The 15,731-nt window shown below is 73.9% G+C and carries 14 protein-coding genes; 12 read left to right on the plus strand and 2 right to left on the minus strand.

Translation table 11 applies throughout. The features are described from left to right. Window positions 1–66: 66 nt before the first annotated feature. On the plus strand, window positions 67–2,625 hold the full coding sequence (glgP, locus tag HGK68_RS04355; protein ID WP_169164853.1) for an alpha-glucan family phosphorylase: 2,559 nt from the start codon (window positions 67–69) through the stop codon (window positions 2,623–2,625). On the opposite strand, the gene glgX is transcribed toward glgP, so the two are convergent. Further along, entirely contained in the window at window positions 2,622–4,727 is a 2,106-nt protein-coding gene (glgX, locus tag HGK68_RS04360; protein WP_169164854.1) for a glycogen debranching protein GlgX, read from the minus strand. The genes glgP and glgX overlap by 4 nt on opposite strands. A 43-nt stretch (window positions 4,728–4,770) precedes the next feature. Here glgX and HGK68_RS04365 point away from each other — a divergent pair, with 43 nt between their 5' ends. Both HGK68_RS04365 and HGK68_RS04370 read left to right on the plus strand, forming a co-directional pair. Then, entirely contained in the window at window positions 4,771–5,571 is an 801-nt protein-coding gene (locus HGK68_RS04365; RefSeq protein ID WP_206155803.1) for an electron transfer flavoprotein subunit beta/FixA family protein, read from the plus strand. Then, window positions 5,568–6,527: an electron transfer flavoprotein subunit alpha/FixB family protein gene (locus HGK68_RS04370; RefSeq protein WP_169164856.1), complete on the plus strand. Its 960-nt coding sequence runs from the start codon at window positions 5,568–5,570 to the stop codon at window positions 6,525–6,527. The genes HGK68_RS04365 and HGK68_RS04370 overlap by 4 nt, the downstream gene beginning before the upstream one ends. 3 nt (window positions 6,528–6,530) lie before the next feature. Here HGK68_RS04370 and HGK68_RS04375 read toward each other — a convergent pair whose 3' ends face one another. Continuing rightward, window positions 6,531–7,523, minus strand: a complete 993-nt coding sequence (locus HGK68_RS04375) for a phosphotransferase family protein (protein ID WP_169164857.1) — start codon at window positions 7,521–7,523, stop codon at window positions 6,531–6,533. Between the two features lie 37 nt (window positions 7,524–7,560). On the opposite strand from HGK68_RS04375, the gene HGK68_RS04380 reads away from it, so the two are divergent. The 9 genes from HGK68_RS04380 (at window position 7,561) to HGK68_RS04420 (ending at window position 15,726) form a co-directional block, all read left to right on the plus strand. Beyond that, window positions 7,561–8,736, plus strand: a complete 1,176-nt coding sequence (locus HGK68_RS04380) for a cysteine desulfurase family protein (RefSeq protein WP_169164858.1) — start codon at window positions 7,561–7,563, stop codon at window positions 8,734–8,736. Then, complete coding sequence (gene mnmA, locus HGK68_RS04385) at window positions 8,736–9,866, plus strand: tRNA 2-thiouridine(34) synthase MnmA (protein ID WP_169164859.1); 1,131 nt, start codon at window positions 8,736–8,738, stop codon at window positions 9,864–9,866. The genes HGK68_RS04380 and mnmA overlap by 1 nt, the downstream gene beginning before the upstream one ends. Next, window positions 9,863–10,891 (plus strand): uroporphyrinogen decarboxylase/cobalamine-independent methonine synthase family protein, encoded by a 1,029-nt coding sequence (locus tag HGK68_RS04390; RefSeq protein ID WP_169164860.1) that lies wholly within the window; start codon window positions 9,863–9,865, stop codon window positions 10,889–10,891. Before mnmA ends, HGK68_RS04390 begins: the two co-directional genes overlap by 4 nt. Window positions 10,892–10,893: 2 nt before the next feature. Beyond that, window positions 10,894–11,460 (plus strand): hypothetical protein, encoded by a 567-nt coding sequence (locus HGK68_RS04395; protein ID WP_169164861.1) that lies wholly within the window; start codon window positions 10,894–10,896, stop codon window positions 11,458–11,460. 26 nt (window positions 11,461–11,486) lie between these two features. Next, window positions 11,487–11,756 (plus strand): helix-turn-helix domain-containing protein, encoded by a 270-nt coding sequence (locus HGK68_RS04400; protein ID WP_169164862.1) that lies wholly within the window; start codon window positions 11,487–11,489, stop codon window positions 11,754–11,756. A gap of 134 nt (window positions 11,757–11,890) precedes the next feature. Beyond that, entirely contained in the window at window positions 11,891–12,106 is a 216-nt protein-coding gene (locus tag HGK68_RS04405) for a helix-turn-helix domain-containing protein (protein ID WP_169164863.1), read from the plus strand. A 159-nt stretch (window positions 12,107–12,265) separates the two neighbouring features. Then, window positions 12,266–12,544, plus strand: a complete 279-nt coding sequence (locus tag HGK68_RS04410) for a hypothetical protein (RefSeq protein WP_169164864.1) — start codon at window positions 12,266–12,268, stop codon at window positions 12,542–12,544. A gap of 15 nt (window positions 12,545–12,559) precedes the next feature. Beyond that, window positions 12,560–14,968: an NAD-dependent DNA ligase LigA gene (gene ligA / locus HGK68_RS04415; RefSeq protein ID WP_169164865.1), complete on the plus strand. Its 2,409-nt coding sequence runs from the start codon at window positions 12,560–12,562 to the stop codon at window positions 14,966–14,968. Further along, complete coding sequence (locus HGK68_RS04420) at window positions 14,965–15,726, plus strand: GNAT family N-acetyltransferase (RefSeq protein WP_169164866.1); 762 nt, start codon at window positions 14,965–14,967, stop codon at window positions 15,724–15,726. The genes ligA and HGK68_RS04420 overlap by 4 nt, the downstream gene beginning before the upstream one ends. Window positions 15,727–15,731: the final 5 nt, after the last annotated feature.

A 15,731-nucleotide genomic window follows, 5' to 3' on the forward strand; every position in this document is an offset into this window, starting at 1 on the left:
TCCGGTGGCGCGAATTCATCTGAAGGCCCTGGTCGTGACCCAGGTCACCTGCGTAGGGTGAATCGGGTGAGAGCGATCCGTCGATTCACCGTCCGCACCTCCCTGCCCGCCGCGCTCGCCGATCTGGACGAGCTGGCGCACAATCTCCGCTGGTCCTGGCATGCGCCGACCCGCGACCTGTTCGCCCGCATCGACCCGGAGGTCTGGGCCCAGGTGCACGGCGATCCGGTGGCCCTGCTCGGCGCACTCGCCCCCGAACGCCTGGCCGAGCTGGCGGCCGATCCGGCCGTGGTCACCGCCGTCAGGTCCGCCGCCGCCGATCTGCGCGAGTACGTGACCGAGCCGCGCTGGTACCAGCGGCGGCAGGAGAGCGAGAACCTGCCCAGCTCGATCGGCTACTTCTCGCCCGAGTTCGGGATCACCGCCGTGCTGCCGCAGTACTCCGGCGGCCTCGGCATCCTGGCCGGTGACCACCTCAAGAGCGCCTCCGACCTGGGGGTGCCCATCATCGGCGTCGGGCTGCTCTACGGCGCCGGGTACTTCCGGCAGGCGCTGACCCGGGACGGCTGGCAGGTGGAGAGCTACCCGGTGCTGGACCCGGACGGGATGCCGCTGACCCTGCTGCGCGAGGCCGACGGCACCGCCGCGACGGTGCGGATCGCGCTGCCGGGCGACCGGACCCTGCACGCGCACATCTGGGTGGCGACCGTCGGCCGGGTGCCGCTGCTGCTGCTCGACTCCGACGTGCCCGAGAACGACGAGCAGGCCCGCAAGGTCACCGACCGGCTGTACGGCGGCGGCGGCGAGTACCGGTTGCAGCAGGAGCTGCTGCTCGGCGTGGGCGGTGTGCGTGCGCTGCGGGTGTGGTCCCGACTGAGCGGCGCACCGGCGCCGGAGGTCTACCACACCAACGAGGGCCACGCCGGGTTCCTCGGGGTGGAGCGGATCCGGGAACTGGTCACCGGCGCCGGGCTCGGCTTCGACGAGGCACTGGAGGCGGTGCGGGCGGCGACGGTGTTCACCACGCACACCCCGGTGCCCGCCGGGATCGACCGGTTCGAGGCCGGGCTGGTCGGGCAGTACTTCGGTGGCGCGCACGCCGACGCCGGGGTGCCGGTGGACCGGGTGCTGGCGCTGGGTGCCGAGGACTACCCGGGCGGCGACCCGCTGATGTTCAACATGGCGGTGATGGGTCTGCGGCTGGGCGGTCGGGCCAACGGCGTCTCGCTGCTGCACGGCGAGGTCTCCCGCGGGATGTTCGACGGGCTGTGGCCGGGCTTCGACGACTCCGAGGTGCCGATCACCTCGGTGACCAACGGGGTGCACGCGCCGACCTGGGTCGACCGGCGACTGAGCGACCTGGCGGCCGAACGCCTGACCGAGGACGACGACTGGCTGCGCCCGGACGCGATCAGCGACGCCGAGCTGTGGGGGGTGCGGCACACCCTCCGCGAGGCGCTGGTGACCGAGGCGCGGCGTCGGGTCCGCAAGTCCTGGGGCGAGCGTGGTGCCAGCCCGGCCGAGCTCGGCTGGGTGGACGGGGTGCTCGACCCGGATGTGCTGACCATCGGCTTCGCCCGGCGGGTGCCGACCTACAAGCGGCTCACCCTGATGCTGCGCGACCCGGAGCGACTGACCCGGCTGCTCACCGACCCGGAGCGGCCGATCCAGCTGGTGATCGCGGGCAAGTCGCACCCGGCGGACGAGCAGGGCAAGCGGCTGATCCAGCAGCTGGTGCGGTTCGCCGACCAGGCCGACGTCCGGCACCGGATCGTCTTCCTGCCGAACTACGACATCGCGATGGCCCAGTCCCTGTACCCGGGCTGCGACGTATGGCTGAACAACCCGCTGCGCCCGTTGGAGGCCTGTGGCACCTCCGGGATGAAGGCGGCCCTGAACGGCGGGCTGAACCTGTCGATCCTGGACGGCTGGTGGGACGAGTGGTTCGACGGCGAGAACGGTTGGGCGATCCCGACCGCGGACGGGGTGGAGGACGCCGACCACCGGGACGACCTGGAGGCGGCGGCGCTCTACGACCTGATCGAGAACCAGGTCGCCCCCCGGTTCTACGACCGTGACGCGCACGGGCTGCCGCAGCGCTGGTTGGCGATGGTCCGGCACACCCTGGCCACACTCGGCCCGAAGGTGCAGGCGACCCGGATGGTCGCCGAGTACGTCGACCGGCTGTACGCCCCTGCAGCGGCCGCCGGGCGGGAGCTGGCGGCGGCCGACCTGACCGGTGCCCGCGAACTCGCGGCCTGGAAGAGTCGGGTGCGCGCCGGCTGGCAGGGCGTCCGGGTGGACCACGTCGAGTCCGCCGGCCTCGGCGAGGTGCCGCAGGTCGGCGACACCCTGCACGTGCGGGCCTACGTCTCCCTGGGCGACCTGGACCCGACGGACGTCGAGGTGCAGGTGGTGCACGGGCGGGTGTCGGAGAGCGACGAGCTGGACGCGTTCAGCACCGACCCGCTGACCCTGACCGAGAGCTACGAGGCCGGGCGGCACGCCTTCGCCGGCGACGTGACGCTGGAGGCGTCCGGGCCGTTCGGGTACAGCGTGCGGGTGGTGCCGCGGCACGCCGGGCTGAGCTCGGTGGCGGAGATCGGCCTGGTGGCGAACGCCTAACCGACGTACAGCCGCAGGCTCAGCGGTTCCATCACCTCGTCCCCCGGGGTGGCCTCGTCCGGGTGCTCCCACACGGAGTCCCAGGCGAGTCGCCAGTCGGCCCCGGGGGCGAGGGCCACCTGCTGCGGTTCCAGCGCGCCGTTCAGCACCAGGAGCGCCTGGTCGTCGCCGCTGATCCGCAGCATCTGGAGCGTGCGGAGGTCGCCGTCGTGCCAGCGGTCGTGGGTGAACGGCTCGCCCTGCGGGTCGAACCAGGACAGGTCCGGGCGGTCCAGCGGTCGGCCGGTGTAGAACCGCTCACCGCGCAACGCCGGATGCGTGCGGCGCAGGGCCGTCAGATGCCGGGTGGTGGCCAGCAGGTCCTGCCGCCACGGTGCCAGCTCCCAGGGCAGCCAGGACAGGTCGCCGTCCTGGCAGTAGGCGTTGTTGTTGCCCTGCTGGGTGCGGCCCATCTCGTCCCCGGCGGTGAGCATCGGGGTCCCGGCGGACAGCAGCAGGGTGCCGAGCAGGTTGCGGATGGACCGGCGCCGGATCGGCAGGATGTCAGCGGCGACGGCGGTGGCCTCCACCGGGCCCTCGATGCCGTGGTTCCAGGAGCGGTTGTCGTCGGTGCCGTCCCGGTTCTGCTCGCCGTTGGCCTCGTTGTGCTTGTGCTCGTAGGCGACCAGGTCGGCCAGGGTGAAGCCGTCGTGCGCGGTGACGTAGTTGACGCTCGCCCGGGTGCCCCGGCGCAGCTGGGGATCGGAGTGCCCGAACAGGTCCACCGAGCCGGACAGTCGGGTCGCCAGGTCACGGACCCGGTGACCGGCGTCGCCATGCGTGGCCCGGGCCGGGTCGGCGAGCCAGAACGACCGCGCCGAGTTCCGGAACTTGTCGTTCCATTCCGACCAGGGCACCGGGAACTGGCCGGTCCGCCAGCCACCGGGGCCGATGTCCCACGGCTCGGCGATCAGCTTCACGTCCTGCAGCGCCGGGTCGGTGGCGGTGGCGACCAGGAACGGGTGGTCGGGGTCGAAGCCGCCGTGTCCCCGGGCGAGGGTCACGGCCAGGTCGAAGCGGAAGCCGTCCACCCCGACCTGCTGGACCCAGTGCCGCAACGAGTCCAGGGCGAGGCGGACCACCTCGGTCCGCCGGAAGTCCAGGGTGTTGCCGCAGCCGGTGACGTCCGCCAGCGCGGCCGGGTGCGCGCCGTCGTGCAGGTAGTAGACCGCCGAGTCCAGCCCGCGCAGGCTCAGGTGCTGACCACCCAGCCCGCCCTCCGGCGTGTGGTTGTAGACCACGTCCAGCAGCACCTCGATCCCGGCCTCGTGCAGGCGGTGGATCGCGGTGCGCAGCTCGGCCAGCACGGCGGCTGGTCCGGCCGCCCGGGCGGCCGCCGATGCCCAGCGCGGGTCCGGCGCGAAGAAGCCGAGCGTGTTGTAGCCCCAGTAGTTGGTCATCCCGCGCGAGACCAGGTGCGGTTCGGGCGCGCAGGCCTGGAGCGGCAGCAGTTCGACGGCGGTCACACCCAGGCGGTGCAGGTGCTGGATCAGCGCCGGGTGGCCGAGGGCGGCGTAGGTGCCGCGCTCGTCGGCCGGGATCTCCGGGTGCCGGGCGGTCAGGCCGCGGACGTGCGCCTCGTAGATCACCGTGTCCGACCATGGGACGTGCGGCCGGTTGGTGGTCGGGTCGGCCGCGTCGTCCTGGTCGAGGTCGAGCACGACGCCGTAGGGCACGTGCCCCGCCGAGTCCCGGTCGTCGGCCGGCCCGTAGGGGTCGCCGTCCTCCACCCGGTGCCCGTAGGTCTCCGGGCCGTACCCGAGCTCACCGGTCAGCCCCACCGCGTACGGGTCGACCAGCAGCTTGGCCGGGTTGTAGCGCAGACCGTTCACCGGGTCCCACGGTCCGTGGGCACGCAGTCCGTAGCGCTGACCGGCCCGGATGCCGGGCACCCGGGCGAAGAACACGCCGAGTTCCGGACCCTCGAGCCGGATCCGGCGCTCGGTGCCCGCGTCGTCGAACAGGCACAGGTCGATGGCGTCGGCGTGCGGGGCGAGCACGGCGACCTCGACGCCGTCCTCGACCACGTGCACGCCGAGTCGGGTGGGGGTGGGGGCGCTCACGGGTCCATTCTGCTGCCTGTCGCGGGCGGGTAACGTTCACCGGGTGAAGATCGTGGTGTGCGTCAAGCATGTGCCCGACATCCAGGCCGATCGTGAACTGGGTCCCGACCACCGTGTGGTCCGGACCGGCGGGGACGGGACGATCAACGAGCTGGACGAGAACGCGTTGGAGGCGGCGGCCCAGATCGCCGAGGGCAGCGACGAGGACGTCGAGGTCGTGGTGATCACCGTCGGACCGGACGACGCCGAGGACGCCGCCCGGCGCGGGTTGCAGCTGGGCGCCGACGCCGGGGTGCACGTGCTCGACGACGACATCGCCGGGTCGGACGTGTTCGCCACCGCGCGGGTGCTGGCGGCGGCGATCCGGCGGGTGGGGGACGTGGACCTGGTGCTGACCGGGATGGCCGGGCTGGACGGCCTGACCTCGCTGCTGCCCGCCACCCTGGCCGATCTGCTGGACCTGCCCGCGCTGACCCTGGCGGCGGAGGTGACGGTCGCCGACGGTGAGGTCACGGTGCGCCGCGACCTGGACCACGCCACCGAGGTGCTGGCCGCGCCGCTGCCCGCCCTGGTGTCGGTCACCGATCGGGCCAACGAGCCGCGCTACCCGAACTTCCAGGCGATCATGGCCGCGCGCAAGAAGCCGGTGGAGACCATCGCGCTCGCCGACCTGGGCCTGGAGCCGGGCGAGGTCGGGGCCGCCGGGTCGCGGACCGCGGTGCTGACCGCCGCGCCGCGGCCGCCGCGCGAGGACCGGGTGCTGGTCACCGGGGGAGCCGATGCGGGGCGGGAGCTGGCAGCGTGGTTGGTCGAGCAGGGTCTGGTGCGGGAGGACGTGCGATGAGCGAGGTTCTGGTCCTGCTGGACCACACCGAGGACGGCGACCTGCGTCCGGCGGCCCTGGAGGCGGTCACCGCCGGACGGGCGCTCGGCGACGTGCAGGCGGTGTGGATCGGTGAGCGGATGTCCGCCGACGTGCCGGAGCAGCTCGGCCGGTACGGGGCGAGCGTGCTGCACCGGGTGCGGGTGACCGACGCCGACGCCCGACTGACGGCGGTGCAGGGTGCTGCCCTGGTCGCGGTCGCGACGCACGACGTGGTGCTGGGCACGTCGAGCTTCGTCGGCAAGGAGGTTGCCGCGCACCTGGCGGTGGCCACCGGCGCGGGCGTGGTCTCGGACGCGACCGCGGTCCGGCGGGACGACTCCGGCCGGATCGTCGCGGACAAGACGGTGCTCGCCGGGACCTGGACCACGCAGTGCGCGGTGCTGACCAGCCCGGCGATCGTCCTGCTCAAGGCGGGCGCCGTGGTCGCGGAGCCGGTGGACGGTCCGGCGGCGACGGTGCGGGAGCACACCGTGTCGGCGGCGGCCGCGAGCCGTGGCATCCGCGTGGTCGAGCACACCCCGACCGCCGCCTCCGACCGGCCGGACCTCGGGTCGGCGGATGTGGTGGTGGTCGGCGGGCGGGGCACCGACGGCGACTTCGGCCCGTTGGAGGAGCTCGCGGACGTCCTGGGCGGCGCGGTGGGGGCCACCCGGGTCGCCACCGACGAGGGCTGGATCGGGCACGAGGCGCAGATCGGCCAGACCGGGGTCACCGTGACGCCGCGGCTGTACATCGGCGCCGGGGTCTCCGGCGCGGTGCACCACCGGGGCGGCATGCAGGCATCCGGCACGATCGTCGCGATCAACCCGGACCCGGAGGCACCGATCTTCGAGATCGCCGACTACGGGATCGTGGGGGACCTGTTCGAGGTGCTGCCGGCGGTCAGTGCCGAGCTGCGGGCCCGGCGAGGCTGAGCCTCAGCCCAGGTCGCGCAGCCAGAGGAGCGCCTGCTCGGCCTGGGCCTGCTGGAACCGGCGCAGGTTCGGGATGCCGGGCGGCGGGGGCTGCAACGCCCCGTGGGTGAAGTACCCGGCCAGCCCGGCGACCGCCGCCCGCAGCCGTTCCGGCTCCAGCCCGGCGGACATCGGCTGGGCCCAGAAGATCTCCTGCGGTCTGCCACCGCCCTGCATCGCGATGCTGGGCACCATGAAGGCCAGGTCCGCCCAGGCGGCACCGACGCTGGCGTGCGGCCAGTCGATCAGGGCGACGTGCTCGACGTCGATCATCACGTTGTCCGCCCGCAGGTCGCCGTGCACCAGCCGGTCGCCCACCAGCGCGGCGGTGGCGTCCTCGGACCAGGTGCACAGGGTGTCCAGGTGCGCGCGCAGCCACTCGCCGGTGCCCTCCGCCCAGTCGGCGGTGCGGTCGAGGGCGCTGCCCGGGCCCTCGGCCAGGGTGTGCCAGCCCCGGAAGTCGGCGGCGAAGTGCTCATCCGTGGCCGGCAGCCGGTGACCGGGCAGCGGCGTCGCCTCGGACAGCACGGCCATCGCCTCCAACACCCGGCGGAGCTCGGCCGGGCGCCAGGGCAGCAACGGCGGGCGACCGGTGGCGACCTCGAAGCCGAGCAGCACCCAGTCGCCGTCGTCGTCGTGCCAGAGCAGCCGGGGCGCGGGCACCTGGGCCGGGATGGCCTGTGCGGCGCGCACCTCGGCCCGGGCCAGCTCGGGCGACTGCGGGTTCTGTTCGGGGGAGACCGCCTTGACGAACACCCCGCGACCGTCGGCGAGTTCGAGCACCGCGGCGAAGCCGGGGCTGAAGCCGGTGGTGGCGCTCATCTCGGCGGTGACCTGCGCGCCGGCCAGCTCCTGGATCCGGGTGCGGACGCCGCGCGGCAGGTCGCGCCAGTCCAGGCGTTGCCCGCTGAAGGCCAGCGGGGCCGGGGTTGGCGTCGTCGCGTCGTCGGCACTCACGCGCACATCCTGCCAAACCCGTTCGTAGACTCGTGGCGTGAACGCGTATCTGGACCATGCGGCGACCACGCCGATGACCCCGGAGGCGGTGGCGGCGCTGACCGCACACCTGGCCGCCGGGAACCCGTCATCGCTGCACACCGCCGGTCGGGCGGCCCGCCGGGTGGTCGAGGAATCGCGGGAGCGCCTGGCGGCGGCGGTCGGCGCGCGTCCGTCCGAGGTCATCTTCACCAGCGGCGGCACGGAGGCCGACAACCTGGCGATCAAGGGTGTCTACACCGCTCGGCAGGCCGCTGACCAGCAACGACGCCGGATCATCGTGTCGTCGGTCGAACACCACGCTGTGCTCGACCCGGCCGAGTGGCTGGCCGCGCACGAGGGGGCCGAGCTGGTGTTCCTCGGGGTGGACGGCGAGGGCAGGGTCGACCCGGCGGAGCTGGCGGCCGAGCTCGCGGCCCACGGCGAGCGCACGGCGCTGGTGTCGGTGATGTGGGCGAACAACGAGGTCGGCACGGTGCAGCCGGTGACCGAGATCACCCGGATCGCGGCGGCGCACGGGGTGCCGGTGCACTCCGACGCGGTGCAGGCGGTCGGCCAGCTGCCCGTCGACTTCGCCGCCTCCGGCCTGGACGCGCTGACACTGACCGGGCACAAGCTGGGCGGCCCGGTCGGTGCCGGGGCGCTGCTGGCCCGGCGCGGACTGGACCTCACCCCGGTGCTGCACGGTGGCGGGCAGGAGCGCGGGGTGCGCTCGGGCACGCTGGACGTGGCCGGGATCGCCTCGTTGGCGGTGGCGGTGGAGCAGGCGGTGGCCGAGCGCGAGCAGACCGCGGCACGGCTCGCGGCACTGCGGGACCGGCTGGTCGCCGGGGTGCTGGCGGCCGTCCCGGATGCCGTGCCGCGGGGTGCGACCGGGGCCGACCGGCTGCCGGGCAACGCCCACCTCACCTTCCCCGGCTGCGAGGGCGATTCGCTGCTGTTCCTGCTGGACAGCGCGGGGGTCGAGTGCTCGACCGGATCAGCCTGCCAGGCCGGGGTGCCGCAGCCCTCGCACGTGCTGCTGGCGATGGGGCTGGACGAGCCGACGGCACGGGGTGCGCTGCGGTTCAGCCTGGGCCGGACCTCGACCGAGGAGGACGTGACGGCGCTGCTGGAGGCGCTGCCGGGTGTGGTGCAGCGGGCGCGGGCCGCCGGACTGGTGGGGGTGCGCTGATGCGGGTGCTGGCGGCGTTGTCCGGTGGTGTCGACTCGGCGGTGGCCGCCGCACGCGCCGTCGACGCCGGGCACGAGGTGGTCGGGGTGCACATGGCGCTCTCCCGGAACCGGGCGCAGATGCGGACCGGGTCCCGGGGCTGCTGCTCGATCGAGGACGCCGGTGACGCCCGGCGCGCGGCGGACGTGCTCGGCATCCCGTACTACGTCTGGGACCTGTCCGAGCGGTTCGAGGACACCGTGATCGCGGACTTCCTGTCCGAGTACGAGGCGGGGCGTACCCCGAATCCGTGTGTGCGCTGCAACGAGCACATCAAGTTCGACGCGCTGCTGGACAAGGCGCTGGCGCTGGGCTTCGACGCGGTGTGCACCGGTCACTACGCCCGGGCCGGGGTCGACGACGCGGGTCTGCCCCTGCTGCGCCGGTCGGTGGACCCGCTCAAGGACCAGTCGTACGTGCTCGCGGTGATGGGCCCGCAGCGGTTGGCCCGGGCGATGTTCCCGCTGGGGGAGGTGGAGTCCAAGGAGCAGGTGCGCGCCGAGGCGGCCGCCCGGGGGCTGAGCGTCTCCGCCAAGCCGGACTCCTACGACATCTGCTTCGTCGCCGACGGCGACACGCAGGGATTCCTGCGGGACCGGCTCGGCTCGCGGCCCGGGGAGATCGTCACCGCCGACGGGACCGTGCTGGGCGAGCACGACGGCGCGTACGGCTTCACGGTCGGGCAGCGCAAGGGGCTGCACATCGACCGGCCGGCGCCGGACGGCAAGCCGCGCTACGTGCTGTCCATCGAGCCGGTGCAGAACCGGGTGGTGGTCGGCTCCGCCGAGGACCTGACCGTCGGGGCGGTGGACGGCGAGGACACGGTGTGGTTCGTGCCCGCGCCGGAGGACTGGATCGACTGCCTGCTCCAAGTGCGGGCGCACGGCGGCGCGGTGCCGGTCCGGGCGTTGGCCACCGCGGACGGCGGGCTGCGGATCGAGGTGGACGACGACCGACTGCGTGGCGTCGCGCCGGGCCAGTCGGCGGTGCTCTACGACGGCGACCGGGTGTTGGGGCAGGCCACGGTGTCGGCGACCCACCCGCGCGGCGCCGCACCGACCCCGGCCGGCCCGACGGCCTTGACCGCATGAGCGTCGAGGTCTCCGGGGTCGGCCCCTGGCCGGGTGACGACCAGCTGGAAGCGCAGAGCGCGGTCACCGGCGAGATCGCCGAGACCCCCGATCCGGCGGTCGGCATGCCCTGGGCGGTCCGCCTCCCGGACCGCGGACCCGAGCACACCGGGGTCGGTGCCGGACTCGGACTGCTGCTGGACCTGCCCGCCGAACTCGGACCGCACGGCTGGCGGTTCGCCGACCGGCCCGGTCACGACGCGGCGCGTCTCGATGCAGCCCGGCGGGAGCAGGTCGACGCGCTCGCGGTCGCGGCGCACGGCTGGTCGGGGCCGTTGCTGGTGCCGGTGTGCGGCCCGCTGACCCTGGCCGGATCGGTGTACCTGGCCCGCGGCGACCGGGCGGTGGCGGACCGGGGCGCGGTCACCGAGATCGTCGAGTCACTGGCCGCCGGGATCGGCGATCACCTGGCGGCGATCGGCCGGGTGCTCCCGGAGGCCGCGCCGACGGTGCTGCTGCACGAGCCGCTGCTGGCAGCCGTGGTCGCCGGGACGCTGCCCACCTTCTCCGGCTACGCCCGGCTGCGGTCGGTGCCCGCCACGGAGGTGGCGGAGCGGCTGACCCGGGCGGTCGACCTGCTGCGGGCGGCGGGCGCGGCCCGGGTCGCCATCCACCTGGGCGCCGGGGCGACGCTGGCACCGGTGGTGCGACGCTCCGGCGCGGACGGGATCGGGGTCACGGCGTCGAGTCTGGACGAGCGGCGCTGGGAGCCGGTCGCCGAGGCGGTGGAGGCCGGACTGCGGCTGTTCGCCCAGGTCGAGCCGCCGCGGACCTCGCAGTGCGCGGGGCCGGACGTGCGCGGGGTCGCCCAGCCGGTGCTGGACGGGTGGCGGCGGGTCGGCCTGCCGAACGATCGGCTCGGGGCGGTCACGCTGCTGGCGCCCGCACCGGAGATCGGGGCACCCGAGGCGGTGCGGACGGCACGGGCCACCCTGGCGACCGTGGCGCGGGCGGCGGAGCTCGTCGCCGAACGAGCGGAGGACTGAACGTGGCGGGACGTGCGGTGCAGGACGACCCGGCCGGGACCGGACCGGCTGGTGGCGCGACCGGGGGGATGCCCGGGGCCGGGGGTGGTGCGACCGGACCGGGGTCCGACGGGGCGGCTGGTGGTGCGGTCGCGCGGGCGTCCGGCGGGGCCGCTGGTGGGCGGGGCGGGGTGTGGTCGGCGCTGCTGCTGCTGATCGGCTCCGGGCTGGCACTCGCCGGACTGCTGACCCTGATCGTGTTCTGGGTGCAGGTCGCCACCGGCTCGATGCTGACCGGTGCGGGCACCGAACAGCCCTGCGTGGCAGCGGCGGCCGCCGGGACGGACGACGCCGAGGTGACGTACGCGGTGCTGCCGGCATCGGCGGTGTGCACCTGGACGCCCTCCGGGGCGACCGAGTCCGTGCCGCTCGCCGCCGCGTCGGTGGCGGGCAGTTGGGCGGCCGGTGCGGCGGTGCTGATCGGCCTGATGGTGGTCGCCTGGGTCGGCTGGACGCGGTGGCGTCGGCGCCGTTCCGGCGAAACCGCTGGTCACCAGGGCTCTGCTACCCATCGGTCTGTCGACGGATAGGTAGCGACCCCCTCACGCTGGCGGTCATGGGAAGGGAACTCCACCACACGTTGGGTTCCTCGCTGCGGCGGATTCGGCAGGATCGTGGTCTCAGCCAGGAGCAGCTCGCGCACTCGATCGGCTACCACCGGACCTTCGTCGGGGCGGTCGAACGCGGCGAGCGGAATCTCACGCTGAGCACGGTGACCGAACTCGCGGACCGGCTCGGTGTCGGCTGGCGGGAGTTGCTGTGCGGCACCGGGGAGCCGGGTGCGGATCCGGCGGAGGGTGCCGAGTCGGGGGCTGAACGGGGCTGACCCGCCCGGCGCGGTGCGGGCGGGCGCCGCGGGTACCGGGACCGGATAGTGGACCGGCCATCGACTCGGCGCAACACCCTGTGCTACTGATAAGTATGTAGACGGATCAGTAGCGAGGCTCGACCGTTGGTCGGGTGAAGGGAGAGCTGCAGCGCCGTGTCGGCCAGGAACTGCGCCGATTCCGCGAGGAGCAGGGGTTGAGCCAGGAAGCGCTCGCCGATCGCCTGGGCGTGCACCGGACGTACATCGGCGGCGTGGAGCGCGGTGAGCGCAACCTGACGTTGCAGTCGGTGGAACAGCTCGCCGACGACCTGCAGGTGACCCCCGGGGAGTTGCTCGGATTCTCGTGAGCACGGCGGCCCGCGGCCGCGTCGCCCCGATGTCAGTGGGCCTCGTGACACTGGTCCGGGACGGGGGGCGGGCCCTCGTGATCGACCTCAGGAGGAGCCATGCACCCCACGACCCCACCCCCCTGGTTGGCCGAGGCGTGTCCACCGTGGTGCGTGGTCATGCACGAGCAGCGTGATCACGTCCGCGACCGTCGCCATGTCAGCGCCTCGCTCACCGTCCCGGTGACCGAGCTGCGCGGGATCGGGGACGCGACGACCCCCGAGGAGGACCAGGCGCTCGCCGAGGAGCTCGCCCTGTGCCTGCACCGCCGGGTGGGGTCCCGGGACACCTGGCTGTACGTCGGTGACGGACGGCACCAAGGGCTGGAACTGTCCACCGACTCGTGGGCGCGGGTGGTCCCTGCCGTGGATCGGATGGTCGCGACCGCCCTGTCCTGATCGGCGGAGGGGTGGATGTCAGCCGGTCGCGGCATGATGGCCGACGTGACTGCGACGCCGGACCCCCGCCGTGACCTGGACCCCGACGACCGGGGGCTGTCCACCGATGAGGTGGCGGCCCGCTGGGAACTGCTGGCCGACCAGGTGCGCGCGATGCGCGAGGCGTACTACGTGCAGGATTCGCCGCTGGCGGACGACGCCGCCTACGACCGACTGATGCTCCGCCTGGAGGCACTGGAGGACGCCTACGGCTACGGCGGGCCGGAGTCGCCGACCCGCACCGTCGGCGGGGCCGTCGCCAGCGGGTTCCGGTCGGTCGACCACGTCGAGCGCATGCTCTCCCTGGACAACGCGTTCTCGGCGGAGGAGATCGCCGCCTGGGCGCAGCGGGTGCACCGGGATCTGGAACTGCCGGAGGACGCCGGGCTGCACTACCTGGCCGAGTTGAAGATCGACGGCCTGGCGATCGCGCTGCTCTACGAGCGGGACGGGGACGGCCCGGCGCGGCTGGTCCGGGCCGCCACCCGTGGCGACGGCCGCACCGGCGAGGACGTCACCGCGAACATCCGCACCATCGACGTGATCCCGGCCGAACTCGGCGGCGACCCGTCGACCCACCCGGAGCAGATCGAGGTACGCGGGGAGGTCTTCTTCCCGGTCGCGGAGTTCGAGAAGCTGAACGCGGCGCAGGTCGCGGCCGGGAAGGCGCCCTTCGCCAATCCCCGGAACGCCGCCGCGGGGTCGTTGCGGCAGAAGGACCCGGCGATCACCGCCAGCCGACCGTTGCGGATGTACGCCCACGGCATCGGGGCGCTGCGCTGGGGCGCGGGCAGCGGCAGCACCGGGCTGGAGCGGCAGTCCCAGATCTACGACCTGCTCGCGGAGTGGGGCGTCCCGGTCTCGCCGTACACCGAGGTGGTCTCCGGTCTGTCGGGCGTCCAGAAGATGATCGACCACTACGGCGAGCACCGGCACGACGTCGTGCACGAGATCGACGGCATCGTGGTCAAGGTGGACGAGATCGCGTTGCAGCGGCGGCTCGGCGCGACCAGCCGTGCTCCGCGCTGGGCCATCGCCTTCAAGTACCCGCCGGAGGAGGTGAACACCCGGCTGCTGTCCATCGAGGTGAATGTGGGCCGCACCGGCCGGGTCACCCCCTACGGCGTGATGGAGCCGGTCCGGGTGGCCGGATCGACCGTCTCGATGGCCACCCTGCACAACAAGGACGTGGTGGCCGCCAAGGGGGTCCAGCCCGGCGACATGGTGGTGCTGCGCAAGGCCGGGGACGTGATCCCGGAGATCGTCGGCCCGGTGGCCGCGCTCAAGGACGACGGCTACCCGCGGACCCCGTGGGTGATGCCGACGCACTGCCCTGAGTGCGGGGCGGAGCTGCGCCCGATGCGGGAGGGCGAGGTCGACCTGCGCTGCCCGAACGCGCGTACCTGCCCAGCACAGGTCCGTGGCCGGGTCGAGCACATCGGCTCGCGCGGTGCACTGGACATCGACGCGCTGGGCGAGGTGACCGCCGCCGCGCTGACGCAGCCCGTCGTGCCCGAGCGCCCGCCGCTGATCAACGAGTCGGAGCTCTTCGATCTGGTGCTGTACCCCGCCGACGCCTCGGCGGAGGACCGGCGCCGGGTGCGGGAGGCGAGCCTGGCCACCCTGATGCAGGTCGAGGTGATCGTCCGGGACGCGGAGACCGGCGAGCCGAAGGCGGACGAGGACGGGGTAGTGCGTCGGCGCGCCCCGTTCCGGCGGAATCGCACGGCCGCCGAGCGCAAGGCGTCGGGCGGGGACTACACCTACTCCAAGCAGGCCGTCACCCTGCTGGACGAGCTGGACCTGGCCAAGACCAAGCCGCTGTGGCGGGTGCTGGTCGCGCTGAGCATCCGCAACGTCGGGCCGACCGCCGCCCGGGCGCTGGCCCAGGAGTTCGGGTCGATGACCGAGCTGCGGGCCGCCCTGGCCGAGGACGACGCGGTGGCCCGGCTCAGCGAGGTCGAGGGCGTCGGCCCGACGATCGCCGAGTCGATCCGGGACTGGTTCGCCGAGGACTGGCACACCGAGATCGTCGACCGCTGGGCGCGGGCGGGCGTCGTGATGCGCGACGAGCGGGACGAGTCGGTGCCGCTGACCCTCACCGGCCTGACCGTGGTGGTGACCGGCAGCCTGGCCGGGTACAGCCGTGACCAGGCGAAGGAGGCGATCCTCGCCCACGGTGGGAAGGCCGCGGGGTCGGTGTCCAAGAAGACCGACTTCGTGGTGGTGGGGGAGAACGCCGGCACCAAGGAGGCCAAGGCCCGGGACCTGGGGCTGCGGATCCTGGACGAGGACGGGTTCACCGCCCTGCTCACCGGCGGGCCGGATGCCCTGCCGCCCGCGCCGGAGGCGGCGAACGAGGACGCGTCGGAGGGCGGCGCATGACGGGGGCGGTCCCGCCCGCCACCGCCCCGGGTCTGGCCGTCGAGCGAGACACCTGGCGACCGATCCGCACCGACCAGGTCGGTGGCTGGCTGCTCGGCTTCACCGATGGCCTGACCCGGCGTGCGAACAGCGCGGTCCCGGCGGTGCCGGGTGCGGAGCTGAGCGACGACCACCTCGCGGAGATCGAGCGGCGCTACACGGCAGCGGGTCAACCGACCGTGTTCCGGATCTGCTCCGCGGCGCCCGACGGGCTGGACGACCGGCTGGCCGCCCGGGGATACCTCGAGGGGTCGATCACCGAGGTCTGGGTCCGCGAGATCGCCGACCGACCAGGTGACAGCGCCGCGACCGACCACCGGGTCGCGGAGGCCGACCGACCGGATGCCGCGTGGCTGGACGGGTGGCTCGGGGTGAAGACCGCCGCCGCGGCCGCCGACCGGTCCGACGTCGCCACCCGTCTGCTCACCGCCAGCCCGGCTCGCTACCTGACCGCCCGGGCCGAGGACGGCGCGGTGCTCGGCGTGCTCCGGGTCGCGTTGGCCGGCGACTGGGCGGGTTTGTCCTGCCTGGCCGTCACCCCGGCGGCCCGGCGACGCGGCATCGGTCGGGCGTTGACCGTCGCGGGCCTGGACGCGGCTGCCCGCTCGGCGGCGACCAGGGCGTTCCTCCAGGTGGAGGTACACAACACGGCGGCGCTGGCGCTCTACCGGGCGCTGGCCTTCCGGCCCGCCGCGCGGTACAGCTACTGGGAGCACTGACCGCG

Source organism: Cellulomonas taurus (assembly GCF_012931845.1).
Lineage (GTDB): Bacteria > Actinomycetota > Actinomycetes > Actinomycetales > Cellulomonadaceae > Cellulomonas > Cellulomonas taurus.